At 46.3% G+C, this 25,647-nt stretch carries 18 protein-coding genes, 2 tRNA genes and 1 pseudogene; 7 read left to right on the top strand and 14 right to left on the bottom strand.

The genetic code is table 11. The annotated features are described in order from the left end of the window. Positions 1-16 precede the first annotated feature (16 nt). The 4 genes from F905_RS08175 to F905_RS08190 form a co-directional block, all read right to left on the bottom strand. A tRNA-Asp gene (locus tag F905_RS08175) sits at positions 17-93 on the bottom strand. Positions 94-119: 26 nt separating this feature from the next. Beyond that, a tRNA-Val gene (locus tag F905_RS08180) sits at positions 120-195 on the bottom strand. 277 nt (positions 196-472) lie between these two features. Continuing rightward, positions 473-1,003, bottom strand: a complete 531-nt coding sequence (gene elsL / locus F905_RS08185) for a cell wall-recycling L,D-carboxypeptidase ElsL (RefSeq protein WP_005179524.1) — start codon at positions 1,001-1,003, stop codon at positions 473-475. Beyond that, positions 1,000-1,389 (bottom strand): YbaN family protein, encoded by a 390-nt coding sequence (locus F905_RS08190; RefSeq protein WP_005179527.1) that lies wholly within the window; start codon positions 1,387-1,389, stop codon positions 1,000-1,002. Before F905_RS08190 ends, elsL begins: the two co-directional genes overlap by 4 nt. A gap of 90 nt (positions 1,390-1,479) precedes the next feature. On the opposite strand from F905_RS08190, the gene F905_RS08195 reads away from it, so the two are divergent. From F905_RS08195 to dapE, 3 genes are all read left to right on the top strand, one after another. Then, positions 1,480-2,382 carry a DUF1853 family protein gene (locus F905_RS08195; RefSeq protein ID WP_005179530.1) on the top strand — a complete coding sequence of 301 codons (903 nt, stop codon included), beginning with the start codon at positions 1,480-1,482 and terminating at the stop codon, positions 2,380-2,382. Between the two features lie 100 nt (positions 2,383-2,482). Continuing rightward, on the top strand, positions 2,483-2,629 hold the full coding sequence (locus F905_RS08200; RefSeq protein WP_005179532.1) for an entericidin A/B family lipoprotein: 147 nt from the start codon (positions 2,483-2,485) through the stop codon (positions 2,627-2,629). Positions 2,630-2,755: 126 nt separating this feature from the next. Beyond that, a complete protein-coding gene (gene dapE / locus F905_RS08205; protein ID WP_005179534.1) occupies positions 2,756-3,889 on the top strand; it encodes a succinyl-diaminopimelate desuccinylase in 1,134 nt (377 codons plus the stop codon). Between the two features lie 69 nt (positions 3,890-3,958). Here the strand turns inward: dapE and F905_RS08210 are convergent, their stop codons facing one another. From F905_RS08210 to pilG, 6 genes and pseudogenes are all read right to left on the bottom strand, one after another. Then, positions 3,959-4,420, bottom strand: a complete 462-nt coding sequence (locus tag F905_RS08210) for a hypothetical protein (RefSeq protein ID WP_005179535.1) — start codon at positions 4,418-4,420, stop codon at positions 3,959-3,961. Continuing rightward, positions 4,417-8,910 carry a hybrid sensor histidine kinase/response regulator gene (locus tag F905_RS08215; RefSeq protein WP_005179536.1) on the bottom strand — a complete coding sequence of 1,498 codons (4,494 nt, stop codon included), beginning with the start codon at positions 8,908-8,910 and terminating at the stop codon, positions 4,417-4,419. The genes F905_RS08210 and F905_RS08215 overlap by 4 nt, the downstream gene beginning before the upstream one ends. A gap of 156 nt (positions 8,911-9,066) precedes the next feature. Then, a pseudogene (locus tag F905_RS08220) lies at positions 9,067-11,139 on the bottom strand (methyl-accepting chemotaxis protein). A gap of 45 nt (positions 11,140-11,184) precedes the next feature. Then, positions 11,185-11,721 (bottom strand): chemotaxis protein CheW, encoded by a 537-nt coding sequence (locus tag F905_RS08225; protein WP_005179538.1) that lies wholly within the window; start codon positions 11,719-11,721, stop codon positions 11,185-11,187. Between the two features lie 3 nt (positions 11,722-11,724). Continuing rightward, positions 11,725-12,093 (bottom strand): response regulator, encoded by a 369-nt coding sequence (locus F905_RS08230; protein WP_005179539.1) that lies wholly within the window; start codon positions 12,091-12,093, stop codon positions 11,725-11,727. 16 nt (positions 12,094-12,109) lie between these two features. After that, a complete protein-coding gene (gene pilG, locus F905_RS08235) occupies positions 12,110-12,493 on the bottom strand; it encodes a twitching motility response regulator PilG (protein WP_005179541.1) in 384 nt (127 codons plus the stop codon). Between the two features lie 329 nt (positions 12,494-12,822). Here pilG and F905_RS08240 point away from each other — a divergent pair, with 329 nt between their 5' ends. The 4 genes from F905_RS08240 (at position 12,823) to F905_RS08255 (ending at position 19,540) form a co-directional block, all read left to right on the top strand. Beyond that, positions 12,823-13,416 (top strand): hypothetical protein, encoded by a 594-nt coding sequence (locus F905_RS08240; protein WP_171525083.1) that lies wholly within the window; start codon positions 12,823-12,825, stop codon positions 13,414-13,416. A gap of 54 nt (positions 13,417-13,470) precedes the next feature. Further along, positions 13,471-14,616 (top strand): efflux RND transporter periplasmic adaptor subunit, encoded by a 1,146-nt coding sequence (locus F905_RS08245; RefSeq protein ID WP_005179543.1) that lies wholly within the window; start codon positions 13,471-13,473, stop codon positions 14,614-14,616. Between the two features lie 6 nt (positions 14,617-14,622). Further along, the gene (locus tag F905_RS08250; protein ID WP_005179544.1) at positions 14,623-17,727 is read left to right on the top strand and encodes an efflux RND transporter permease subunit; all 3,105 of its coding nucleotides are present in this window, start codon (positions 14,623-14,625) and stop codon (positions 17,725-17,727) included. 97 nt (positions 17,728-17,824) lie between these two features. Further along, positions 17,825-19,540, top strand: a complete 1,716-nt coding sequence (locus F905_RS08255) for a proline--tRNA ligase (RefSeq protein WP_005179545.1) — start codon at positions 17,825-17,827, stop codon at positions 19,538-19,540. Between the two features lie 54 nt (positions 19,541-19,594). On the opposite strand, the gene F905_RS08260 is transcribed toward F905_RS08255, so the two are convergent. Genes F905_RS08260 through F905_RS08275 form a run of 4 tightly spaced genes read right to left on the bottom strand, consistent with a single transcriptional unit; the run spans position 19,595 to position 25,450 of the window. Then, complete coding sequence (locus F905_RS08260) at positions 19,595-21,010, bottom strand: hypothetical protein (RefSeq protein ID WP_005179546.1); 1,416 nt, start codon at positions 21,008-21,010, stop codon at positions 19,595-19,597. A gap of 29 nt (positions 21,011-21,039) precedes the next feature. Next, on the bottom strand, positions 21,040-23,295 hold the full coding sequence (locus tag F905_RS08265; RefSeq protein WP_005179547.1) for a DUF6160 family protein: 2,256 nt from the start codon (positions 23,293-23,295) through the stop codon (positions 21,040-21,042). 27 nt (positions 23,296-23,322) lie between these two features. Then, positions 23,323-23,976 carry a hypothetical protein gene (locus F905_RS08270; protein ID WP_005179550.1) on the bottom strand — a complete coding sequence of 218 codons (654 nt, stop codon included), beginning with the start codon at positions 23,974-23,976 and terminating at the stop codon, positions 23,323-23,325. 13 nt (positions 23,977-23,989) lie between these two features. Next, entirely contained in the window at positions 23,990-25,450 is a 1,461-nt protein-coding gene (locus tag F905_RS08275; RefSeq protein ID WP_005179551.1) for a hypothetical protein, read from the bottom strand. Positions 25,451-25,647: the final 197 nt, after the last annotated feature.

The raw sequence follows: 25,647 nt of genomic DNA on the forward strand, positions 1-25,647 counted from the left end.
ATTAAAGAAGCTTAAGTGGCGCAGCGGACGGGGCTCGAACCCGCGACCCCCGGCGTGACAGGCCGGTATTCTAACCAACTGAACTACCGCTGCACGTAAGAATCTTTAACGTAAAGGCTTGGTGGGCGCTGACGGGATCGAACCGCCGACATTCTGCTTGTAAGGCAGACGCTCTACCAACTGAGCTAAGCGCCCTTAACGTCTTCATCGTTTGTGAGGTGCATTATAGAGAATCTTTACCGCCTGTCAAACGCTTTTCTGCCAGTTTTCACTTTTTTATGACTGAGTGATTAAAAAATAAGTGATTCGCTAGAAAAACAAACAAATTCTGTATGTTATTTGACTTTATTCAAAAAATTTTATTTTTAGCCCACTAGGGAATAGAAGAAATTTCTTGCAATTACCCCCCTGCTCGCCTGCACATTTTTATTTTTTATCTGTAAAAAATGCCAGCAAAATTCAGGCTTAAGTCTTATGGCTGTGGTTCAATGGCCAAGGGGCTAAAATCCAGCCGCTCTTCAGACAGATACACCAATGCCTGTTCAGGAATCAGCTCGAACAGCTCAATAATGTCGCGATTGCGCATCCGGATACAGCCATGTGACTTGGGAATGCCCATCGGTTCGGTATCTGGCGTGCCATGCAAATAAATATAACGTTTAAAGGTGTCACAGCCAGCGCCCTGGTTAAAACCATCCTCCAGCCCTGATAGCCATAAAATACGGGACAAAATCCAGTCACGTTCAGGAAACTGTTCAGCCAGCTCATCATCATAAATTTCACCCGTCGGCTGACGGGCAATAAACACGGTATTTTCCGGCGCATCTGCACCAAACTTGAGGGCCACCTGATGCCAGCCACGCGGGGTTTTGCCACTATTTTCCGCTTCACCAATGCCCTTTTCACCGGTAGACACCACATACAGTTTATTGTGTTTTGGCAGATATAAGGTCTGCTCAGATAAATCGACCAGAATATCCGCAGCATGTAGAGGATAGATCATTCTTGCTTTACCTTTGGTGGAGTGACAACAACAGGTTCAGGACGTAGCCATAACCAGATTGCTACCACAAACATGGTCAGGTTGGTAAAAATTTTGACGGCCAGCGGAGCCGTGGTAAGTAACATGATGCAGGCACTGATCAGCATCATGATGGTGGCAAACCATTTGGCTTTACGCGGTACGGTGCCATTGGCACGCCAGTCTCTTAAGGTCTGGCCATATTTGGGATGGTTCAGCAACCAGGCATCCATTTGCGGCCAGCCTTTGGACGCGGCCCAGGCCGCTAAAATCAGAAAGACTGTTGTTGGCATACCGGGCAACACTGCACCAATGAAGCCGAGGATGACAAAAATCACCACCAAACTTCGCCAAAACAATACTCTCATACCGCAACCCTACCCGTCGAATTGCGCTAGTATAAAGCGTTTTTAAACTTTTCTTCGTTGTAATTCTGCTGTTTAACCATGGATTTACTGATGTCGCCTAACACCTTTACTGATATTTCTGCTGAACCCTGGTTAAATTTCCGCAATCCGCTGGTGCGGCAACTGGCCTTTAGCGTGGCCAGTCCCAACATTTTACAGCAGCTGCCACCAGCACTGGAGCAGCGTTATGGCTTTGATTTTCATCCCACAGACTGCTGGTTGCAGCACTTTGATCATTATCAAAGCCGGCTGAAGCATTTAGACCAGCATCCGGCTGCACTGGAAGATTTTTTAAGCCAGCTCAAAAGTACCCGGCTAGGGCTGCGGTTTGAAATGCTGCTCTGGTTCTGGCTGACCGAGCGTGACTATCATCCTTATGAATTGCTCGGGCATAGTATTCAGATAATTGATGGACCACGCACCACGGGCGAACTCGATTTTCTGCTGCTAAACCATAATCACCAGCAAGTTGAACATTGGGAAGTAGCACTCAAATATTATCTGGCCGAACGTGATTTGAGCCTACCCTACTGGTATGGGCTGAACCGCAGCGACACCTTATTGCGCAAGTTAACCCACTTTACCCAAAAGCAGTTTCAGTTTCAGCAGGCGCAAGGTCACACCATTCAACAGCGCTTTGCCGTGTTAAAAGGCCAGCTGTATCTGCCTGAACATACCACTGCACAGGCTCTTCCTGACTGGGTCAATCCCGAGCGCAGAATTGGCACCTGGGGCCAGCATTTGCCGAAAAATCATCAGGATTTTTACCGACTGCAACGGCATGAATGGATTTGCCCACATGCCAGTCCAAGCAGTTCAGCCAACGCATTCTGGAGCAATGGCTTATATCTGAATCAGGACCAGTCTGCATTTTATATGTATCGTAACCCGGTGCTGATGGATGCCTGTTATCAGCACTATTGGACTAAAAGCCTATCTTTGAACAACATTTAATTACTCAACCACAATCAAAGCACTATATTTTTTTGGCTGTATATTTCTTACTCTAATTTTCACATCAGAATAATTTATGCTTAATGATACGGAGATGATGATGAAAAAAATTCTAGCGACTTCATTACTAATGATGTTTGTTCTGACTGGTTGTAATACAGTAAAAGGTCTAGGTGAAGATGTCTCTTCAGCAGGTAATGCGGTAAGTAATACGGCTGAAAAAACTCAGGATGAAATCCGTCAATAATCAAATTTCAATGCAAATTCCCGGCAAAAACCTTATCTCCTGATAAGGTTTTTTTATATTAAAAACTCCCCTTCTCGGCATGATTCCCCTATTATAGGGGCAAATTTTTTGCATGATTCCAAAGCCATGAACCACTCAGATACGCTCGAGCTCAGCTTACAGTTATTACGTCAACCTTCCGTAACACCTGTTGATCATAACTGCCAAGACATCATGGCGGAACGCTTAAAAAAGATTGGCTTTAATATTGAATCAATGCGTTTTGAAGATGTCGATAATCTTTGGGCGCGTAAAGGCACAGAAGGCCCGGTGTTCTGTTTTGCCGGTCATACCGATGTGGTCCCTACCGGTAGTTTAGATGCCTGGCATTCTGACCCGTTTGCTCCAGAAATTCGTGATGGCAAGCTCTATGGCCGCGGTAGTGCCGATATGAAAACGGCATTGGCAGCCATGGTGGTGGCTTCAGAACGCTTTGTGGCCAAACATCCAGATCATAAAGGCTCAATTGCGTTCTTAATTACCTCAGATGAAGAAGGTCCATCCATTAACGGTACCGTAAAGGTGGTTGAAACCCTGGAAGCACGTAATGAAAAAATGGACTGGTGTCTGGTCGGTGAACCATCAAGCACCCATCGTCTGGGTGATATTGTCAAAAATGGCCGTCGTGGTTCATTAAATGCGGTATTAACCGTGAAAGGCAAACAGGGCCATGTGGCTTATCCACATCTGGCAATTAACCCGATTCATACTGCCTCTAAAGCGCTGGCTGAACTGTGCGAAACCGTTTGGGACAATGGCAACGAATACTTCCCGGCCACCTCTTTCCAGGTGTCGAATATTCAGGCCGGTACCGGTGCAACCAACGTGGTACCGGGCACCATGACCGTGACCTTTAACTTCCGTTACTCGACTGAAGTGACTGCTGAGCAGCTCAAAGCCCGGGTACTGGAAATTCTGGACCGTCATCAACTGAACTATGACATTCAATGGACACTGTCCGGTTTACCATTCCTGACCCCAGTCGGTGAACTGGTCAATGCCGCCAAAAATGCGATTCGCAATGTGACTGGTGTTGAGACTGAACTGTCTACTTCGGGGGGTACCTCAGATGGCCGCTTTATCGCGCCAACCGGTGCACAAGTGCTGGAACTCGGTGTGCTGAACGCGACCATTCACCAGATCAATGAACACGTGAATATTGATGATTTAGAGCCACTGGCTGAAATTTATGAGCAGATTCTTGAAGGTTTACTGACTTAATTTCTTGCTGTTGTATAAAAAAGGAACTCCGCGGAGTTCCTTTTTTTGTGTCTGTTGCTGACTGTTAAATTAGCTATTCAAACCCAGACTGGCCTGAATATACACCAGATTCGGGACATGGAATACCTGCTCACCCATACGTACATACTGGAATACCGCCGGATGCTGGCCTTCACGCTCATCATCGACCACTTCCGAAATACGCAGACGGATGGTTTTTGGCATGGCATTGCACATCAGGGCAAAGCGCTGGTCAATTTCATCACCTTCAATCACCAAGGCAACGCCCTGATTTTGCTCTGGATGGGTAACACGGTACACCGGCAGTTTTAGATCATGCCACTCGACATGATCGACTGCGGTAGAACTGTCCAGCGCTGACAGGACAATATTCTGCGGAATCAGCATATCTTCCTGATCATGACATTCCACAATATAGGCATCAATAAAACCGGTCGAAACGGTAATCAGATGTTGCAGTTCCTGCTGGCTAATCTGGTCGATTTTGCTGGTGCTGTTGCTTTGACTCATGCTTTAGCCTCACTGCTATGCAAAATGTTTTCAATATTGGCAAGCAATTCTGCTTCCTGGAACGGTTTACCCATATAGTGCGTTACCCCCAAGCTAAAGGCACGTTCGCGGTGTTTTTCACCGGTACGCGAGGTAATCATGATAATTGGCAAGTCACGATGGATGTCATGGTGGCGTACCAGGTTGGTCACCTCAAAGCCATCCATACGCGGCATTTCAATATCCAGCAGCATCAGATCCGGTTTAACATTTTCCAGCTGCTCAATCGCATCGACACCGTCTTTGGCCGTGACCACATCAAAGCCCTGACGTTCGAGCAGACGTGACGTGACCTTACGTACGGTCACCGAGTCATCCACAATCATCACCAGACGACGGGTATCACGACGCTGTACTTCACGCGGCTCCATCACATGCTTGATGCGCTGGGTTGCCTGAATCTGACGGGCAATATTCTGACCATCCAGAATCAGACAGACCTGACCATCACCGAGAATGGTCGCGCCGGCAATCGAACCCACGCTGGAGAACTGCTGCCCAATCGGTTTCATCACAATCTGGCCACGTGAACCAATCAGCTGATCGACCAGTAAGGCAATGGTCTGACCAGTATTGCCTTTAATCAGCAGCACCGGCAATGAATGCGCGATATTGCTTAAACGCGGCAATGGCTGATTGGCAACAAACTCGGACAGATAGCGCAACTTATAGTTTTGCTGATCAATCTTGAAGTAGTCATCTTTGCTGCTGAAGTAACTTTCCAGCGCAGAAGGTGAAATTCGTACAATACGGTCAATTTGCGCCAATGGAATTGCGAACTGCTGATCGCCAACTTTTACCATCAAGGCATCGGATACCGCCACTGTGGTCGGTACGCGAATACTGAAAGTAGTGCCTTTACCGAGTTCAGAATCGACCTCGACATGGCCACCTAGCGCTTTAATTTCGCTTTGCACCACGTCCAGACCGACGCCACGACCCGAAATTTGGGTCACGGCTTGTGCGGTACTAAAGCCCGGATGGAAAATCAGCTGCAGGATTTCTTTCTTGTCCAGCTGCTGCTCTGGCTGAATCAGGCCAAGGCTCAGGGCTTTGGCGTGAATTTTGGTTTCATCAATCCCCTTACCATCATCGGTAAAGCTAATCAGTACATCGGTACCCTGACGGCCAATGTTCAGCGCAATCTGGCCCACTTCCGGCTTCGCAGCCTGTTTACGTACAGCGGTATCTTCCAGACCATGGTCCACCGCATTACGCAGCATGTGTTCAAATGGTGAAATCAGGCGTTCCAGAATAGTCCGGTCCAGCTCGCCTTCGGTATTGTGTACCACCAGCTCGGCAGGACGGTTTAAGGTCGATGAAGTCTGACGCACAATCCGCTGTAAACGTGGCAACATGCGCGAGAACGGTACCAGACGGGTGCGCATCAGGCTTTCCTGAATTTCTGCCTGAATCCGCGACTGTTGCAGTAACAGACCTTCAGCATCACGAATCTTGTCCGCCAGCGTGGTCTTAAAGTCCACCAAGTCCGACGCCGATTCTGCCAACGATTTCGACAGCTGGTTCAAGGATGAATACTGGTCCATCTCCAGCGGGTCGAAGTCGGTATAGCGTGAATGTTCATCGCCATGTTTGGCAATAATCTGGCTTTCCAGCTCGCCTTCCATTCGGCGTAACTGATCGGCCAGACGTTTAATCGCCAGTTCCATTTCATTCAGGGTACCGCCCAGCTGACCCAGCTCCATCTCGATTCGCGAGCGGTTAATCGCGTTTTCACCCGACAGGTCAATCATCTTCTCAACCAGATCAGCCGAAATACGGATCATCTCATTGCTGTTATCCAGCTGTGCGGTTTCGCTCCATTCACCCTGCATGGATGGCGGCTCGGCACCATCACCCTGCACAAATTCGAAGGTTTTGCTTGGCGCCAGCAAATCGGCGGTATTAAAGCGTTCTGGCAACTGCGCCGTTGCATTGACGTATTCAATCGACTCCAGGCTGGCTTTCAGGCTGTCAAAATTGCTGTAATCGCGCTGGAAGATGGCTTCTTTTAACCAGGCCACAGTGGTGTTGAGCAAGGCATCATAAGCATTGGAATTAAACTGATGCACCGCGAACTGTTCAAAGGTATTTTCCAGCTGATAAGCAATCACGGCCACCGGCTCGATTTCAGCCATACGCGCGCCGCCTTTCAGGCTGTGCGCCGCACGTTGTAACTGCAGCAAAATGCTCCGGTCACTACGATGGTCAAACCACTGCTTTAACAGGCTTTCCGTGGTGTCGAGCAGCTCTTCAGCCTCTTCCAGGAAGGTTTCTTCCACAATCGAATGCAGATTGTCTTCACCGTCATTTTCAGTAGTAGATACCGCATCTGTAGGGATGGTTTGCTCAGCCAGGGTCGGTGCATCTTCCAGTACCGGTTCGCTGCTGGTGTCTGGCTGCTCATCTTCAGGCGCAGTATAGGCGGTTTCTGCAGGTGCTGGCTGTTCCAGTTCAAACTCAAGTGCAGATGCATCAGACTGTTGTACATCTGCGCTAGAGGTTGCTTCAGCCGCCACTGCCAGCGATTCAGCTTCAACCAGTTGACCTTGGGCCAGTTCGCTAATATTTTCCAGAATCGCCAGTGATTCTTGCGCCGGATAATCGACCTGCTGTTCACGGATGGTCTGGATACGGTCCGCAATATTGTCCTGAACCAAACGGATAATCTGAATCAATGCGGTTGATGCATTCATTTGACGGTTAATGATGCGCTCATAAATGGTTTCTAAATGGTGCGCAATCAGACCGATATGGCTGGCTGCAATCATGTTGGCGCCACCTTTTAAGGTATGCAGATGGCGCATCAGATTGTTCAGCGCAGCAGTATTGCTCGAGTCTTGGCTCCAGCTGTTAACATCCTGGTCAATACCCGCGAGTAACTCTTCGGCTTCTTCCAGGAAAATATCCAGCAGGTCTGAGTCAAAGTCCTTATTGGCTTCAGCGCTGTCCATGTATTGACGGTCAGCTTCCAGACGCTGTGACAATACGGCCAGATTCAGCCCTGCACCGGCTTCAGCCGTTTCGGTGACAGCTTCTGTGGTGCCAGTTTCTGAGCTTAGCGCTTCAATATCCTGCTGTACAAAGGCACTCAGGTTATTGATGATCTGCTGGGCATCTTCGCTTAAGCTGACGCGTTGTCCGGCAGCCAGGGTATCAAACAGATGGATAAATTCCTGATGCGCCTGTCCAAATAATTCAAAGGCATAATCGCTATGCAGCAGGCTTGGCTTGTCCAGCAAGGCCGCATAGGCCAGTTGTAATTCCTGGGTAAAATCATGAATACCCTGAGAGGCGCGGTTATCGGTACGCTCTACCAGCAGCTTCGCCTGATGGCTCAGGGTCTGGATATATTCCGGATATTCAGCCTGCGCACGCTGGTCAAATTCGAACTCGGCATCGAGTAACTGATCAATATTCAGTTCAATCAGCTTGGATACCAAACCTTGCGGATTCACTGACTCATCGACATCTTCCAGGCTAAAGCCATAGTTCTGCCATGCAGTATTGAAAGTCTGATAAATCCGGTCCATGCCGGCACTGTCATTCTGCGGCAACAGATGCAGATAATCCCGCACAAATTCAGCATATTGCAATAACAGTGCGGTTTCTTTAGAGGTCGATTCAATTTCATCCTGCAACAGGGTCTTGAACAGGTTTTCGACCTTGGAGCTGGCATCAAAAATCTGCTCGATGTGTGCCATGGATGAACTGCCGCGCAAGGTATGCAGGGCACGAATCAGGCCATTGTAATCTTGAGTTTTCAGCTCATCATGTGCCAGGAAGCGATCCACTGTTAACAGGTGTTCTTCCGCTTCTTCAATAAAGATGGCCAGTGTTTCAGCCGCTAACGGATCTTCTTCAATACTATCAGCCACAGCCAGCTCGGTGTCTACAGCAACCTGCTCATCAGTGCTTGCTGTATCAAACTCCAGACCAGTAATACTGTCGCTGGATGTTAGGCTGCTCGCCAGTTGTAGAAGTTCTTCTAAGGCCGGTTCAGGACTTAAATTTTGTTGTAGTTGTTGTCCTAATAGCACCAATGGACGCAGGTCCAGTGCCATCGGCTGGGCATGTTTAAAGCTTGGATAAAGTTTGTATTCAAAGACGTTCGCCACCGCGGTTGCAAACTGCTGCACCTGCGCTGACAGGGTCAGGCTACCGGAAATGACCCGGTTTAAGGTATCTTCAACCGTCCAGGCCAGCTCCCCTGCCGACTTGGCCCCAACCATACGTCCCGAACCTTTTAAGGTATGAAAATGACGGCGAATGGTGGTTAGCGTTTCCTGATCGTTAGGCTGCGTGGCCCATTGAGCCAACAGGTCTTTTAGCTCAACGAAGATTTCTTCAATTTCTTCAACAAAAATTTCTAGAATTTCTGCATCTTGATCAAGATAACTATCTTCAGGAAGCGCAGTCGTTTCAACTAAATTTTTTAATATTTCTTTCATAGCTAAGGCTTCTTATGTTTTCAGCGCCCAGCGGCACTCAAACTTAATTGTAACCATCACGTGTAACCTAACCCTGAAGTTAAGCTGATCTTGTCGATGCTTGGCTTGATCTGTGTAAAACAGAGAGCTTCCCGAAAGAAGCTCTCTGTGGCTTCCTTAGTCCGGAAGTTTAAAGTCGGTTACAGATTCACGTAATGATTCTGCCATGCTGGCCAGTTCAGAAACCGAACGTGCCGTATCGAAGGTTGCTGTTGTGGTTTGCGAGGTAATTTCCTGTACGACGTTCATCGTGGTCGCAATATGACCCGCCGAAGCCGACTGCAGTTTCGCAGCGTCAGAAATGTTGGCAATCAGTTTCGCCAGGTTATTCGATACAGTCTGAATTTCATCCAGTGCCACACCGGCATCCTTGGTCAAGTTCGCACCACGAACAACCTCAGAGGTGGTTTGTTCCATCGAAATTACCGCTTCGTTGGTATCGGTCTGAATGGTTTTAACCAGGGTTTCAATCTGCTTGGTTGCAGATGCTGAACGTTCCGCAAGACGCTGTACTTCGTCGGCTACGACCGCGAAACCACGACCTGCTTCACCGGCCATCGACGCCTGAATTGCTGCGTTTAAGGCCAGAATGTTAGTCTGGTCGGCAATATCGTTAATCAGGGCAACGATGTTACCAATTTCCTGCGAAGATTCACCCAGACGTTTAATACGTTTCGAGGTTTCCTGAATCTGCTCACGAATGATATCCATACCCTGAATTGAACGGTTTACAACTTCCGCACCATTCGATGCAATTTGTACTGAACGTTCCGCAACCGCTGCAGATTCTTCGGCGTTGGCAGATACCTGGTCAATCGACATCGCCATTTCGTTAATCGCGGCAGATGCACCGGCAATTTCCTGCGCCTGGTGTTCAGATGCTTCGGCCAGCTGGTTGGTAATTTCCTGAGTATTGGCGGTATAACGCGCTACTTCGTGAGAAGTTTCATGAATACGCGATACCAGGTCACGTAACTGGTCAATTGCGAAGTTAATCGAGTCGGCAATCGCACCGGTAAAGTCTTCCGATACGGTCGCGTATGAACGCAAGTCACCATCCGCCAGGTCGGCAATTTCATCCAGTAAACGTAAAATCGCGTTCTGGTTACGGTCATATTCGTCTTGCAGACGGGTTACACGTTGTTTATCGGATTGACCACGTAACGTCAGTAATTTGAATACCAGTACCAGGAAGACCAATAAGCTGGCAATTAACAGTACGGCCGGAATAATGACTGCCGGGCCTGCACCGCTGGATAATTTGTTTAACTGGTTTAACAGCTCATCTGACTGACTGAAAATGTCCGATGCAGCCTGACGTACACGTACAATCTGCGCCGAGTTATTTAATACCGTTGCCGATGCAGATTTTAAAACGTCATCATATTCAAACTGGATGCCTTCTAAAGCTTCACGTAGGCCTGGGTCAGCAATACGCTGTACACCGAGCTCTGCACTACCGTTCAGCTGGGCATTTAAGTAAGCACCGAATGTTTCGGTATCGGCACTGAAGTCATCAGCAGATTCACGCGAGTTTTCTGAACCGGTTAATACCGAGCTGATTGAACGCAGGATACGTTCTGCAATAAACACCTGGTTCTTGGCAATAACCACCTGGCTACTTGGCATGTCCTGACGTGCCATCTGGTCAACCATCAGGTTATATTCGGCCTGAATCCCCGGAATGGTTTCACTGATCGCGATGTTGGTGTCATACAGTTTGCTAATAATGGCCTGTTGCGAGCTGATCGCATCAATATTCTGAGAAACTTTGGCCCAGTCGGCTTCGACTTTTTGCAGCTCGGCCGAGTTACTGCCAATATCTTTTACCGTTTCCAGGTTGTCTTTAAAGCTTTGTTGTGACTGGGTCAGCTTCTGGATCGATTCTTTGGTGCCTGAAGCAGTGGCTTCAGTGGCCTGACGTGAAATGGTCTGCGATAACAAACGCAATTCACCCAGACTCTGGGTTAACTGGTTGGTACGCGGTACGCTATAGAATAAAGACAAAAGACTGATAATCGAGACCAACAGCGCAACTGCGGCAATGAAAATAAGTGGCTTTGATTTATTGGTATCACCGAATACACGCGCAAACTGGTCAATTTGCGTCTATAATTTTGCGACTGATGCCGAACCGCTTTTGCGGTTGGTTCCATCGCCTGAGTTTTTCTTTTTAAGTTTAAAGCCCATGCAGCTTCTCCCCGATTTTCGCCTTTATATATGCGTACGCGATAGTTAATTTATAAATTTTATAGATGCGTTCATAAATTTTGGGTTTTGCAATAAACGACTAAATAAGAAAATATGCCATTGCTGGTTATGCTGGTGGAAATACCCCTGACAATATTCTTGTAAATTACTATCTAAATCATTGTGTTTAGAAAAGAAACTTTTCTTATTAAAGTGTTGGATTCCCAAAACTTGATCTACAACCAAACCGACATAATGGTCTTGATGACTAATACACATCACTTTTTGAGTCGGTGAATAAGCACTGCTATGTCCAGAAACATAATGTGCCAAGTCTGAAACTGAGAGTAATCGGCCCCGGATATTGGCCAGTCCCATCACCCAGTTCTGGGTGTTAGGTACCGGCGTATATTTTGGCGGATAGATAACCTCAGTGACTTCCCCCAACGGGGCAACGAAATATTGCCCCATCATCTCAAACGCAATGCCAGACCATCGGTTTACTTCATTTTCAGTTGTAACGTAGTTTTTATTTCCCCGTTTAGACAACCGAAGTAATTCGATAAATCCATTTGCGGCCATAAGTTATCCTGCATTCAGGTGTTGATTAATAACATCTATTAATTGTTGTTCATCTACAGGTTTAGTCAGATAATCGCTGGCACCCTGACGTTTCCCCCAAACGCGGTCAGTGGCTTGGTCTTTGGTACTCACGATCACAATTGGAATATGCTTGGTGGTATCCCCACGGGCAATTTGACGGGTCGCCTGGAAACCGTTTACACCCGGCATCACCACATCCATCAGCACCAAGTCAGGAAGCTCGGCCTGTGCCATGGTCACTCCGTCTGCACCATTGGCTGCTTCAAGCACTTCAAAACCATGCTTAGTCAGAATTTCTTTGAAGCGGAATGTTTCTGTTGGAGAATCATCTACAATTAAAATACGTGCCATCTTTATATTCCCCGAGTTATGCGCTTACGTGATTACGAATCGCGTTTAAAAGCTCATCTTTACTAAAAGGTTTGGTTAAATATTCATCTGAACCCACCACGCGGCCTTTGGCCTGATCGAACAGACCATCTTTACTGGACAGCATGATGACTGGAATATTCTGGTAGTTTTGCGAGTTTTTAATTAATGCGCAGGTTTGATAGCCATCTAGACGTGGCATCATGATGTCAACAAAAACGATATCCGGATTTGCATCGGCAATTTTAGATAATGCTTCAAAACCGTCGACGGCAGTGACCACTTCATAGCCTTCACGCTGTAATAAAGTTTCAGCTGTACGACGAATGGTTTTTGAATCATCAATCACCATGACTTTTAGATTTTGGAGTTTATCGTCCATTTAATGACCCTTCCCATTTTGTTTGTACAAGCAATTCGGTGTAGTAGAATTTTATTTACATAATTATGGTTATTTTTAACATATCTTTACTTTAGGTTTCAATGAACAGTTTTTGCCCAAACCTACACTTTATAGAAACTTTGTATAACTGCTTCACACTTTTCCATGACCATTGATTTTTTTTTGTCTATTGTATTTTTTAAATTTCTGATTCTGGTCTAATATAACAGTTTAAAGACTTAAAAATAAGTAAATTAGTCAACTTTATCTCGGGGAAGCTTGTGCGTACTTTTTTTCAAAAAGCTCTCACAAAAAGGGCGCATACATCATTGTTCAGTAAATCGTTGCTGGGCCTGCTGCTGGCTTTACAGATAGGACAGCTGTCTGCCAATACCGACAACAAGCCGGCGTGGTATCGCTACTACGATAAAAACGGCGTGGCCAATATCAGCAGCAATGTTACGCCAAACCATATCCGCTATGGCTATGAAGCACTGGACCGCAACATGCAGGTGATTCAGCGTGCGCGTCCCTATAATAGCGAAACCGATGCCCGTCAGGCGCCACAACGTGCCGCGCAGGCCCGTCAGCGCGAGCAGGATTTAAAACTAAAACAGGCCTATACCAACAGTCATATTGCTACCCAGCAACGTGACAATGCGCTGGCACATATTAAAAAGCAGATTGCCTTTCAGCAGGAACAGTTAAAACAATTACAGAATGACCGGATTGTGTTTAAACGTCAGGAAATGGAATATCTGCGCAAAGTCAAACCGGTCCCGGAACAGCTGAAAAATAATTTAAACAACAACCTGACCAACTTAAATCAGAAAAGACAGCAGATTCAATCGTTACAAACGAGCTATCGAAAAACACAGGCAGAATACGACAGAATTATTACTCGCTTAAAAGCACTTGAATAAAGTGAAGTTTTTGATTGAATTGTCATGTGACAAGAAAAATAAGGATAAATATGCATGCGACCAGCACCGCGTATATCACATACTTCTACCCGTTTTCGCACGCCCCTGCTGAGCCTCAGTACCCTTTGCCTGTGCCTGCTGCTGACCGCCTGCCAGAACTCAGAACCGGAACAGGCCCGTAGCGAACCAGAAACCATTGAACTGATTCAGGATGATGTGGTGGCCGTGCAAACCGGCGACTCGGTGTCCAAATCTGCCTTTACCGGCACTATTCGTGCCGTACAACACAGTAGCATTCAGGCACAGGTCACTGCCACCGCCAGTGCAGTCAATGCGCAAGTGGGTCAGCGGGTTAGCAAAGGTCAGGTGCTGGTCCGTTTAAACAATCAGGATAATGCCGCGCGTCTGGCGCAAGCACGCGCCAACCTTGCCTCCACGCAGGCACAAGCCAATCAGGCCCGGGTGATGATGGAGCGTAAACGTCGCCTGCTGAATCAGGGCTTTATTTCCAAAGTTGAATATGAACAAAGTCAGGTCGATTATCGTGCCCAGCTGGAAAATGTCCGTGCCCAGCAGGCCAACGTCGATATTGCCGAAAAAGCCGATCGCGATGGCACCATTCTCAGCCCGATTAGCGGGGTGATTACCCAGCGTCAGGTCGAACCTGGCCAGACGGTTTCTGCCGGCCAGACCCTGTTTGAAATAGTCAATCCGGACCGGCTGGAAATTCAGGCCAAACTGCCAAGTGACCAGCAGTCTGCACTCAAGGTCGGCCAAAAGATTGAATATAAAATTCAGGGCAATCCGGCCCAACTGACCGCCACCTTAAGCCGGGTATCCCCGATTGCCGATCTGGCCAGCCGTCAGATCGAGTTTTTTGCCACACCCAATGAATCCATCAACTCGCTCAGCATCGGTGCCTTTGTTGAAGGCAATATTGTTTCATCCAACTCGATTTCTGGTCAGCTGATTCCTTTAGACACCATTCAGGATATACAAAACAAACCTTATGTCTGGGCCATTCGCCAGAACAAGATTGTCCGGGTCGATATTCACGTGCTCGAGCAGCGCTATAGTGACAATACCGCCATTGTAAGCGGATTGCAGGCCGGCGATTTAGTGAGTCGGGTCAAGTTTAGTCCGCAGAATGAACAGCAACCGGTCAGCATCAGCCAGACCGCCGAAAACGCCTCAGGATAGAAAACTATGTGGTTTACCCGAATTAGTGTCAAATATCCCGTTTTTACGGTCATGATGATGCTGTGTCTGATGGTGCTGGGTCTGGCTTCCTGGCAGCGTATGGGCGTTGAAGAATTTCCGGATGTCGATTTCCCGTTTGTGGTGGTCTATACCAACTATCCGGGCGCCTCGCCGGAAACGGTTGAATCTGAAATTACCAAGAAAATGGAAGATCAGATCAACACCATTTCCGGTCTCAAACAGGTGATTTCCCAGTCCAGTGAGGGCCTTTCCACCATTATTGCCGAGTTCAATCTGGATGTATCTTCTGCCGTAGCAGCGCAGGATGTACGCGATAAAATTGCCAGTGTCACTGCCGAATTCCGCGATGAAATCCAGGACCCGGTGGTGGAGCGCTACGACCCGACGGCCAACGCGATTATGTCGATTGTGTTTGAATCCGAGCAGATGTCACTGCGTGATTTAAGTGCTTATCTGGACCAGCGCATTGTGCCGCAACTGCGCACCGTACCGGGAGTGGGAACAGTCAATTTACTCGGTGATGCACAGCGCCAGATCCGGATTGAAGTACAACCAGAAAAACTGCAAAGTTTCGGGATTGGCGTAGATCAGGTCATCAACACCCTAAAAGCAGAAAATGTTGAAGTGCCGGGCGGCACCCTGAAACAGGCCAATAGCGAGCTAGTGGTTGAAATTAATTCCAAGGTCATCCATCCGCTGGCCTTTGGGGACCTGATTATTGCCAATAAAAATGGCGCACCGATTTATCTGAAACAGGTCGCTGACATTCAGGACAGCCAGGCCGAACTGGAGTCCAGCGCCTTTTTGGATGGCAAAACTGCAGTTGCGGTGGATATCCTGCGCAGTTCAGATTCTAATGTCATCGAGGTGGTCGATAATACCTATAAAGTGTTGGATGACCTTCAGCAACAATTGCCTGAGGGCACCACAGCCAAAGTGGTGGTCGACAGTTCCAAAGGCATTCGCGGCAGTATCCGTGATGTGGCCCGGACCATTATTGAAGGTGCGGCACTGGCGGTTCTGATCGTCCTGCTGTTTTTAGGCTCGTTCCGCTCCACCGCCATTACCGGCCTGACCCTGCCAATTGCCCTGCTCGGCACACTGACCTTTATCTGGGCCTTTGGTTTTACCATCAACATGATGACCTTACTGGCCCTGTCTTTAAGTATTGGTCTGCTAATTGATGACGCGATTGTGGTGCGGGAAAATATTGTCCGCCATGCCGATATGGGCAAAGACCACGTTACCGCAGCGCTGGATGGTACCAAAGAAATTGGTCTGGCAGTTCTGGCCACCACCCTGACCATTGTTGCGGTATTCCTGCCCGTGGCCTTTATGGGCGGGATTATTGGCCGTTTCTTCTATCAGTTTGGGGTCACGGTCAGTACCGCAGTTTTAATTTCCATGTTTGTCAGCTTTACCCTGGACCCGATGCTGTCGGCACACTGGGCCGAGCGTAAAAACCCCAACAAACAGCCAGGCCGGGTGAAACGTTTCCTGAACTGGATTTCCAACAAACTGGACAATCTCAGTCATGTCTATGAAAAGCTGCTGAAACTGGCCTTACGCTTCCGCCTGATTACCCTACTGATTGCGGTGGCCTCTTTATTTGGCGCACTCGGTTTATCCAAACTGATTGGTACCGAATTTGTACCGGTACCGGACAAAGGTGAAATCCGGATTAAGTTTGAAACTCCGGTGGATGCCTCGCTGGAATATTCACAAGCCAAACTGAAACAGGTCGATCAGATTATTCGCCAGCATCCACAGGTCATTTCTACCTATGGTTCGGTCAACAGCCTGACTGACCGCGGTAAAAACCATGTCAATTTACGCGTGCGGGTTACACCGCGAAATGAGCGTGAACAAACCCTGACCGAGCTGAACAATGAATTCCGTGAACGCCTGCAAACCGTGGCTGGCATTCGCGTTACTTCGGTGGCCTCGGCGGATGAAACCGTATCAGGCGGGCAAAAACCTGTGATGATTTCGATTAAAGGGCCGGATTTAAACCAGCTACAACAGATTTCCGACCGCTTTATGCTGGAAATTGCCAAAGTAGACGGTATTGTCGATCTGGAAAGCTCCCTGAAAGAACCGAAACCAACACTGGAAGTGCAAATCAACCGGGTACTGGCCAGTGATTTAGGCCTCTCTGTGAACCAGATTGCCAACGTGATTCGTCCGCTGATTGCCGGCGATGACGTCACCACCTGGCAAGATGAAAACGGCGAAACCTATGATGTAAATGTCCGTCTGACTGAAGACCGCCGCAGCCTGCCGGGTGATGTCCAGCAAATGTCGCTGACCTCACAAAAAACCGATGCCAATGGTCAAGCCATTCTGGTGCCGTTGGCCAGTGTGGCCAGCTTTGAAGAAAACCTCGGCGCTTCACAGATTAACCGTCGTGATCTGGCCCGTGAGGTTCTGGTCGAAGCCAATACCGCAGGTCGCCCAGCTGGTGATATTGGCCGGGACATTGAAGCCATTCAAAATAACTTTGAATTGCCGCCGGGTTACAGCTTCGATACCCAAGGTTCCAATGCCGATATGGCTGAATCTGCGGGTTATGCACTGACCGCCATCACCCTGTCGATTGTGTTTATTTACATTGTGCTGGGCTCGCAATTTAACAGCTTTATTCACCCAGCCGCGATTATGGCCTCGTTGCCACTGTCGCTGATTGGGGTGTTTTTGGCGCTGTTCCTGCTGAACTCCACCATGAACCTGTTCTCGATTATCGGGATTATCATGCTGATGGGACTGGTCACCAAGAACGCCATCCTGCTGATCGACTTTATTAAAAAGGCCATGGACAGAGGTGAGCCGCGTTATGAGGCGATTATTCAGGCCGGTAAAACCCGTTTACGCCCGATTCTAATGACCACGTCTGCCATGGTAATGGGCATGGTCCCGCTGGCACTCGGTCTGGGTGAAGGCGGCGAACAGAGTGCCCCCATGGCCCATGCGGTAATTGGCGGGGTGATTACCTCGACCCTGCTCACGCTGGTGGTGGTGCCCGTCATCTTCACCTATCTGGATGATTTCAAGAATTTCATGCTGCGCCAAAGCCGCAAACTGATGTCTTGAGTCAGAAGAAAACACAATGAGGTGACATTCCGAATGTTCACCTCATTTTTTTATCGTATAATCTCTGCTTTCACGATTAATTATCAGGACAGTTTCCATGCGCGCGAGTCGCTTTTTGTTTGCTACGTTAAGAGAAACCCCAAATGATGCTGAAGTGATTTCACATCAGCTCATGTTACGTGCGGGGATGATCCGTAAATTGGCTTCAGGTCTGTATACCTGGTTGCCGATTGGGGTACGCGTATTAAATAAAGTCGAAGCGATTGTCCGTGAAGAAATGAACCGCGCCGGCGCTTTAGAAACCTTTATGCCAGTGACTCAACCTGCATCTTTGTGGGAAGAATCGGGCCGTTATGTGCAATATGGTCCGGAATTACTGCGTTTTACCGACCGTCACAACAACCCATTTGTGCTGGGCCCAACCCATGAAGAAGTGATTACCGATCTGGCACGCACTGAACTGAAAAGTTACAAACAGCTGCCAATGAACTTCTACCAGATTCAGACCAAATTCCGTGACGAAATCCGTCCACGTTTCGGGGTGATGCGTTCACGTGAATTCATCATGAAAGATGCCTATTCTTTCCACGTTGATCAGGCTTCTTTGCAAGAAACCTATGATGTCATGTATGACACCTACTGCCGGATCTTTAGCCGTCTTGGTCTGGATTTCCGTCCGGTACAGGCCGATACCGGCTCAATTGGTGGTTCAGGTTCCCATGAATTCCACGTTCTGGCAGACAGCGGTGAAGATGATATCGCCTTCTCGACTGAATCAGATTACGCAGCCAATATTGAAATGGCGGAAGCGATTCTGGTCGGTGAGCGTGCAGCGCCAAGCCAAGCCTTAACTGTTGTAGATACTCCAAATCAAAAGACCATCGCGGATGTATCAAGCTTCCTCGGTACTGATCCTGCGCATTCTGTTAAAGCTTTACTGGTACAAGGCATTGCCGATGAAAATGGCACTGTTCCGGTGATTGCCCTGTTCCTGCGCGGTGACCATGAACTGAATGAAATTAAAGCTGAAAAACATCCTTTAATTGCAGCGCCATTAACCTTCGCTACTGAAGAGCAAATTGCTGCGCTTGGTCTGACCGCTGGTTTTGTAGGTCCACAAGGCTTGGTTGAAAAAGGCATGACCGTGATTGTCGATCGTGCTGCTTCTGTCTTGTCTGATTTTGTTGCAGGTGCCAACGCCGCAGATCAACACGCAACAGGTGTGAACTGGGAACGTGATGCTCAGTTTACTGAAGTTTATGACCTGCGTAATGTGGTAGAAGGCGATCCATCTCCAGATGGTAAAGGTGTACTTCAAATTAAACGCGGAATTGAAGTGGGCCATATTTTCCAGCTGGGCCAAAAATATTCTGAAGCACTGAACTGTAAAGTGTTAGGCGAAGATGGCAAACCATTTGTAGTAACCATGGGCTGTTATGGTATTGGTGTGACCCGTGTCGTGGCTTCTGCAATTGAACAGAATTACGATGAGAAAGGGATTATCTGGCCAGCTGCCATTGCTCCATTTGAAGTCGCAATTGTACCAATGAATGCACACAAGTCACCGCGCACATTAGAAGCTGCAGAAGCCTTATATGCAGAATTAAGTGCTGCCGGTTATGATGTACTACTGGATGACCGTAATGAACGCCCAGGAGTGAAATTCTCTGATCTGGAGTTAACTGGTATTCCACACCGTATTGTGATTGGTGAAAAAGGCTTAGATGCGGGTACTTTTGAATATAAAGGTCGCCGTGATGCTGAATCAACCAACTTAAGCAAAGATGAGTTATTGGCGAAGCTCGCAAAATAATAAGTCTTGGTATATAAAAAATCCCGCTTCGGCGGGATTTTTTAGTTTTAAGGCTTAGCAGAATTTCATACTGCCATAGCAATTACGGTATGGTTGCTCAAGCATTGTAATATTCCCTTGAGCAGCCAAACCGGTTTGTACAATATTGGACATTAAGGTAGTTAAAGGCTGATTAATATTAATCGTAAAAGCATCTTCTAAATACATTGACCATCCCTTGGTTGCTTTTGCATCCTCAGCAAAACCAGGGAAACGAATACCATTCCCTAAAGAAGTTAAGGCAATACCAAACAAGTTAGAGTCAACATCAATTTGATGTACATTGCCTAAATTATAAGGCAAGACATAGGCATTTAATAAATTGGTGAGTTTAGTACTATAAGCACCATCCAGCTCCAAAGTACCTTGCTCAGGAACAGGAAGATTTAAACCTTTTAATGTTTCCTGTTTCATATAAATTTGAATTCCTGTACGTAATAAAGGCAATAACGTATTTCCAATCGTTTCTGTACCAATAGCACTACACTTGCCAGGATCATGACCGGTACACATTTGGTTAATTGTCAGATTTTGTACAACTTCATCGACCAAGCTTCCTAATTGCAAACCATGGATTTGTACTTGGGTCATACGATTTCCGTTTGCGACAATACCTAAGTTTTCCCGTTGAGCTGCTGTTGTATTAATCGTCTGGTCACGATATTCCACAGTTACAGCACCAAAAAAAAGATTAAGGATTTCAGCATTTTTAACCCCTAAATATGCACTTGCTTCATATTGTTGCTTTTCCCCACCAGCAAGGCCATAATCACCAACGAAATCTTGAGAATACTTTGAAGCATCTGCATCGGAACAGTTTGCTGTTCCCTGCTTACAGGTAACCGCCACATTGGTTTGTGCCTGAATATATAAATTATTGATTCCGGTTAAATAACCACTAAAATTATTCATAGCACCAATGCTCATCGGGCCTTGGGCTTTATCCGCACCCACTCTTACCCCGACCACTTCACGAGTTGCAGCTTGGTCGCCTCCTTTGATCGCAAATTGGAAAAAGGGATTCGTTAAGACAAAATCTCTTAACTCTTTTTGATTACTTAAACTGTTATCAAAATCTTGGCCTTTGGGCTGTCCTGCAATATTGGTAGGTAAGGTAATACAATTTCCACTCGCGCCCACCACACAGCCCAATGACAATGCAGAGATATCAATATCACAAGCACCCGCACCATTTTCACCGCCACAGCCAAGTTGCAAGGATTTAATATTGGCATTTAGTGATAACTCAGCATCAATTCCCAGTTTAAAAAAATCTAAACCTTGACTAGCATCTGTTTCTTTCACGACAGAAAATAGAGCCTGTCCTGTCACATCCGATAATTCAGCATCTTCAAGCACAGATAAGGCATGACTTGTGTTCGTCATGGATAAAGCTGAACCTATAAGAGCCCACATTATTGTTTTTTTCATACTCAAATCCTTAAGCCAATTTCATCTACTTAGCGTGGTGTGATCCCTAAAGTGCTACGCATATTGCCACCAGGAATGGCAAAATCAGCAATTTTTTGCATCGTTCCAGATGGAGACATCGCCATTTCTGCTTTAAAAGCTTGTCCCAATCCAGACTGCATTGTCGCTTTATAATTAAAGTTCACCTGATTATCTAAGACCACCGTATCTTGTTTCACTAGAACACGGGCATCTAAACCAACATGACCTTGCATTTTGTTTAAATTTACACTAGATGTTTTAGTCCCAACGCCATTCCGGTCTTCATTAATCAGGCTGATATAACTGCCCAAAACACTTGGATTATCTTTATCTGCCTCTGCAATCGGATTAAATTCAAAATTTGCTTTTAAAGATAAAAAATTAGTATCGGGTGTGGCATTCGTGGACTCAAGACCAGGAATAATCATAAGTTCACCTTTACCATCAAGCTTGAAGGCTAAAGAAGCCAAGATGTCATCTTTTCTGGCAAAGTTATCGATAGGAACTACTCGGTTCTGACACTCTACTTCAGCACAGTTATATAAAGAGCCTGGCAACTGACCAATTGCAATTTCAGCTTTTGCAGCCAGCAGCAAGTTATCTGCCTTGACATAAATGCCATCTTCTTCAAAACCAATCACCCCATCCGATTTCAGGTACGCATCTATATTTCTTAGGCCCGCATAATAGTTGACTTCTTCACCACTGTATTTACCGGTCGCACCATCAATAATCAGAATAGAGGTTGTACTTGGTGCGCCTGTTTTCTGGTCAATACCATAGCCTTCCGTCGAAAGTGCCAGGTTATAGCCTAAACCAGAACGGTCAACACCATTACGACTATAATTTTTTGCATACAAAGCCAGGTTGGTATTTAAGTTAAAGATTGGAATACCAATCCCCCACTCACCAGAAGTTGCAGTAATGGCATCAATCGAGTTATCTGAAATGAATCTGGCCTTACGCGCGATGGCCTGAAAGTCCATGCCTCGCACCGCAATAAGCGCTAAATTCTGTGCATTCTGATCAGGGCTAATGTTATAAATCAATTCTAGAGTATTACTGCCCAGCACCTTTTGCATGTTCTCATTAATAATAAAGTTTAAAGATTTGGCCTGAACGGTATTAATAAAAATATCACCAAAATCAATATAGGCGTTTCGTTTAGTCAAGTCATCAACATTATTACTATCACGTACTGCAAGTGGCGATAAGTTAGAAAATTCAATTGCATAGCTGCCTGTACCTGTATGCCCAATCTCGAGTGTAGTCGGAGCCCTGCCATTGAGTAGCGGGTTGCCTTCTCGGGTAAATTCGGCAGACATACCCAGATGTAAACCACCCGGACCGGCTATATCATAACCACCGGCTTGCCGTGTTGTTTCAGTCAAATCGCCTGAATTACGACTAACCGTATTAAACTTCCCAATTCCAGCCTGGTTGGCATTAATAAAGAGCTTACCATTGGTCACTGCTCCAGAAGCTCCCATACGAATCAGGTTATTCTGGCTTCCCTCTGGACCATAACGTAAATCGATATTCACCCCTGGATTGGTTGCTCCTGACCGGTTATCGGATACATTAGTCAGATCTTCTACCCGTCCTAAATTTACAATATGGTCTTGGCCAGTAGGACTGTTTTTAGTTGCCAGCACAATCCCTTCATCCTGATCCAAATACATATACCCATCTGCAGACAGGTTAAAGTTAAAATCTTTTAAGGTCAGGTTCTGGCCATTTAGACCATAAGAAATACTGGCATTTTTAAGCTCAAAATCTAAATGAGCCAGATCATTCCGGTTAAATAATCCATTACTGGTAATTAGGTTAAAACGTAGCGGTGAAATAGTATGAAAGCTTAAAGACCCCAGGTTCTGATCCGTTTGGTTATCACCACAGTTCGGCTCACAAATGTGCATGATGTTCTGAACCGTAGATTTAAATGGTGAAATACTCGCCTGAATATGCATGCCGACACCATTTGCTGTGGTACCAACGTCAACATCAAGGGTACTTTTAATATTCTGCCCCCCTGAGCTGAGCACTTCAACATCATGCATCCCCAGTTTCATACTGCCGGTATTGTGATAGTCCACCCAGTTCAATTGATCAATTGTCACCTTCGAAACTTCATGGGTAATGGAAATACCATCCTGCCCGGTCACCTGACTGAGACTATGATCAGAAATAGGCTGTAGTGCGTATGCCTGCTGAGCTAAACAGATAGATAAGGCAAGTACATTTAATTTTATTGTTTTATTCATTTCAATGTCCTTTTGAAATCCCAACGCTTAACAGCGGCTGGTTGCAGCTCCTGAGCAGTTATAACTGAAAATTTTGATATCTCCTGACAGATGCAAGTTGCCATGAACATTCAGTCCCATAAATCCCTGTTCCTGTCCCTGATCAAATGAAGGAACCTGAGAACCATTGTTATAGGTGGTATATCGGGTATTGTTTAAATAACCTTCATTACCTGACTCAACCGCCAGACTCGCAAAACCTAGATTCCTGATTTTCAGAGGATGCTGATCATAAAATTTAAGCAGCATCGCTGTTTGTGGATTTTTATCCTTATTAATAATGGTGGTGCCTTCCAAGGAGAATTTATCAATCTGAATCGTGCCTTGAATCTGTTTAAACACCAGCCACTTCTGACCATTTTCATCACGATGATTATTGGGAGAAAAAGCAAAACGGCATAACACATCATTGCTACATTCATACTGATAATTTGCCGTAGTGACCTCACCATTACTGAGTTCGGAAATATTCTTGAGACTCATGTCATTGGCATATTTATGGTTTAAAGAAAGCGTCCAGCTTAAATCGGCACCGCCCTGCCCGACCGTATTTAACAGTTCATCTTGATTTAAACTGACCAGTTGAGCAGAACTGAATGTGCTGACACAAAGAGCCAGTGGAAAGCAGATTTTTTTCAGCATCTCAAATTCCCTCTTATAGTCCCGTGGTCTTAAACTTCAAGTGCTGGATCAGCACACCATCAATTGCCACCGAGCCCAAGTTTACAGGTGCGGTAGTTGCATGCGGACTTCTAAATACCACACCGGTAGAATTACTCGCAGTGTTGACTTTTAACAGATTCGTGGTCGGATCACGTGTCACACTACCAATTGAAATACTGCTATGTGTTGCATTGGTTCCCTGATAGTTGGTGGTTCCTGCCCCTGAAAGTACTTGGGAAATATTAGAGCCACAATAAGCAACATTACAGGTTGAGCCTTTATAGTCAGCAGGGTTGATCTCGGTGTTATCACCATCAATATCGGCATAATAGGTATAAATCTGTTTATAAATTTCAGGGACATTCGGAATGCGGGTCACTTCTAAAATAATATTCTGGCCTTCCGAGCCCAAAATAAACGGTTGGTGCATATTGCCGAGCACTAAATTGATGTTAGGGCTATACAAATACAAACCCTCTTCAGCATGGAAAATTGGGGCTAAAGAACGGTCGAGTGCAGGCGTAACCGCGGTACCATCATTGAGGGTTGCTGTACTTATACGCAAACCTCTGGCATTGAGCAGTTCTTTATTGGCCTGGGTATTTTCATAAATTAGAGCTTCAGGATTATCATTGGTATTCAGACGGATAAGACTGGCCATACCTAAAGTCTGACTTTCTACCGCATTGGTAGAAGGCATGGTTTGAAACAGTCGAACCTGTGAACCACTCAGGCTTAGACCATTGGCCACCAATTGCAAACGAATTCGCTGATTTTTTAATAAGTCAGGATCATTGACCGCATCGGTCGTGACAGGTGCCCCCGTAATTGGGTCCACCTTGTTACTTGAGTTCCAGCTGCGTGAAAAAGCATCTAACCAAAGCCCAAGTTTAATATTATTGTCCTGATCATCAGCATCCACTTTGGCCAAAGGAGCTTCTAAAGAAATATAACTGATATCGGCCGCTGCATTCGTACTGTCAAATTGACGGATATTTTCGGCTGTACCAGCGCGAAATAACCAGGGATTCGCAGCACTGCCCCAATCAAACCCCTGATTACTATAGCGCTGGTTCATATTGTTATTGGTTTCAGAGAGCGCCAGACCATAAATAAAAATATCCGCTTTGGTTCTCTGATTGGCAGCATCAGTCTGACTGAGGGTTAAATTATCGTAATTTTCACCTACCGGAATGATGCGAATAAAACCGGTGTCATATTGTTCCGGATTATCAAGATTACGGGTATAACTTGATGCCGCAGACACATCATTCGGGCGCTGAAATACCATTTTGAAATTTTCAGGAAGCAAGGCAATCCCTTCACCTGTGGTATTTGCCAGATGTTCATCGGATAGATTCTGTAAAGCATATGCAGGAGAATTTAGCAACATCCCGACCAAGGCAGCTAAGCAACTTTTTCTAAAATTTAGGCCAATTCCATATTCAGTCATCTCGACCATCCTATTCCCAGATGCTCCGCATCATTCTTTTATTTATCCAGAACTTGGCTATTTATTTATGTGTTTTTATCCTTAAAAACATGCGATTACCAAGTCATAATTGTTGTTCATTATGCGTAATAATTTATCAATTGCAAAAAAATACGGGCCAAAAAGCCCGTTTTTCCGATGAATGAATTGGAGAAAAA

It is taken from the genome of Acinetobacter sp. CIP 53.82, from assembly GCF_000369465.1.
GTDB lineage: Bacteria > Pseudomonadota > Gammaproteobacteria > Pseudomonadales > Moraxellaceae > Acinetobacter > Acinetobacter indicus.

Bases quoted from the DNA above. Each gene is read 5' to 3' on its own strand.
- elsL (WP_005179524.1), bottom strand. From the start codon at position 1,003: ATGATCTATCCTCTACATGCTGCGGATATTCTGGTCGATTTATCTGAG.
- F905_RS08190 (WP_005179527.1), bottom strand. From the start codon at position 1,389: ATGAGAGTATTGTTTTGGCGAAGTTTGGTGGTGATTTTTGTCATCCTC.
- F905_RS08195 (WP_005179530.1), top strand. From the start codon at position 1,480: ATGTCGCCTAACACCTTTACTGATATTTCTGCTGAACCCTGGTTAAAT.
- F905_RS08200 (WP_005179532.1), top strand. From the start codon at position 2,483: ATGAAAAAAATTCTAGCGACTTCATTACTAATGATGTTTGTTCTGACT.
- dapE (WP_005179534.1), top strand. From the start codon at position 2,756: ATGAACCACTCAGATACGCTCGAGCTCAGCTTACAGTTATTACGTCAA.
- F905_RS08210 (WP_005179535.1), bottom strand. From the start codon at position 4,420: ATGAGTCAAAGCAACAGCACCAGCAAAATCGACCAGATTAGCCAGCAG.
- F905_RS08215 (WP_005179536.1), bottom strand. From the start codon at position 8,910: ATGAAAGAAATATTAAAAAATTTAGTTGAAACGACTGCGCTTCCTGAA.
- F905_RS08225 (WP_005179538.1), bottom strand. From the start codon at position 11,721: ATGGCCGCAAATGGATTTATCGAATTACTTCGGTTGTCTAAACGGGGA.
- F905_RS08230 (WP_005179539.1), bottom strand. From the start codon at position 12,093: ATGGCACGTATTTTAATTGTAGATGATTCTCCAACAGAAACATTCCGC.
- pilG (WP_005179541.1), bottom strand. From the start codon at position 12,493: ATGGACGATAAACTCCAAAATCTAAAAGTCATGGTGATTGATGATTCA.
- F905_RS08245 (WP_005179543.1), top strand. From the start codon at position 13,471: ATGCGACCAGCACCGCGTATATCACATACTTCTACCCGTTTTCGCACG.
- F905_RS08250 (WP_005179544.1), top strand. From the start codon at position 14,623: ATGTGGTTTACCCGAATTAGTGTCAAATATCCCGTTTTTACGGTCATG.
- F905_RS08255 (WP_005179545.1), top strand. From the start codon at position 17,825: ATGCGCGCGAGTCGCTTTTTGTTTGCTACGTTAAGAGAAACCCCAAAT.
- F905_RS08260 (WP_005179546.1), bottom strand. From the start codon at position 21,010: ATGAAAAAAACAATAATGTGGGCTCTTATAGGTTCAGCTTTATCCATG.
- F905_RS08265 (WP_005179547.1), bottom strand. From the start codon at position 23,295: ATGAATAAAACAATAAAATTAAATGTACTTGCCTTATCTATCTGTTTA.
- F905_RS08270 (WP_005179550.1), bottom strand. From the start codon at position 23,976: ATGCTGAAAAAAATCTGCTTTCCACTGGCTCTTTGTGTCAGCACATTC.
- F905_RS08275 (WP_005179551.1), bottom strand. From the start codon at position 25,450: ATGACTGAATATGGAATTGGCCTAAATTTTAGAAAAAGTTGCTTAGCT.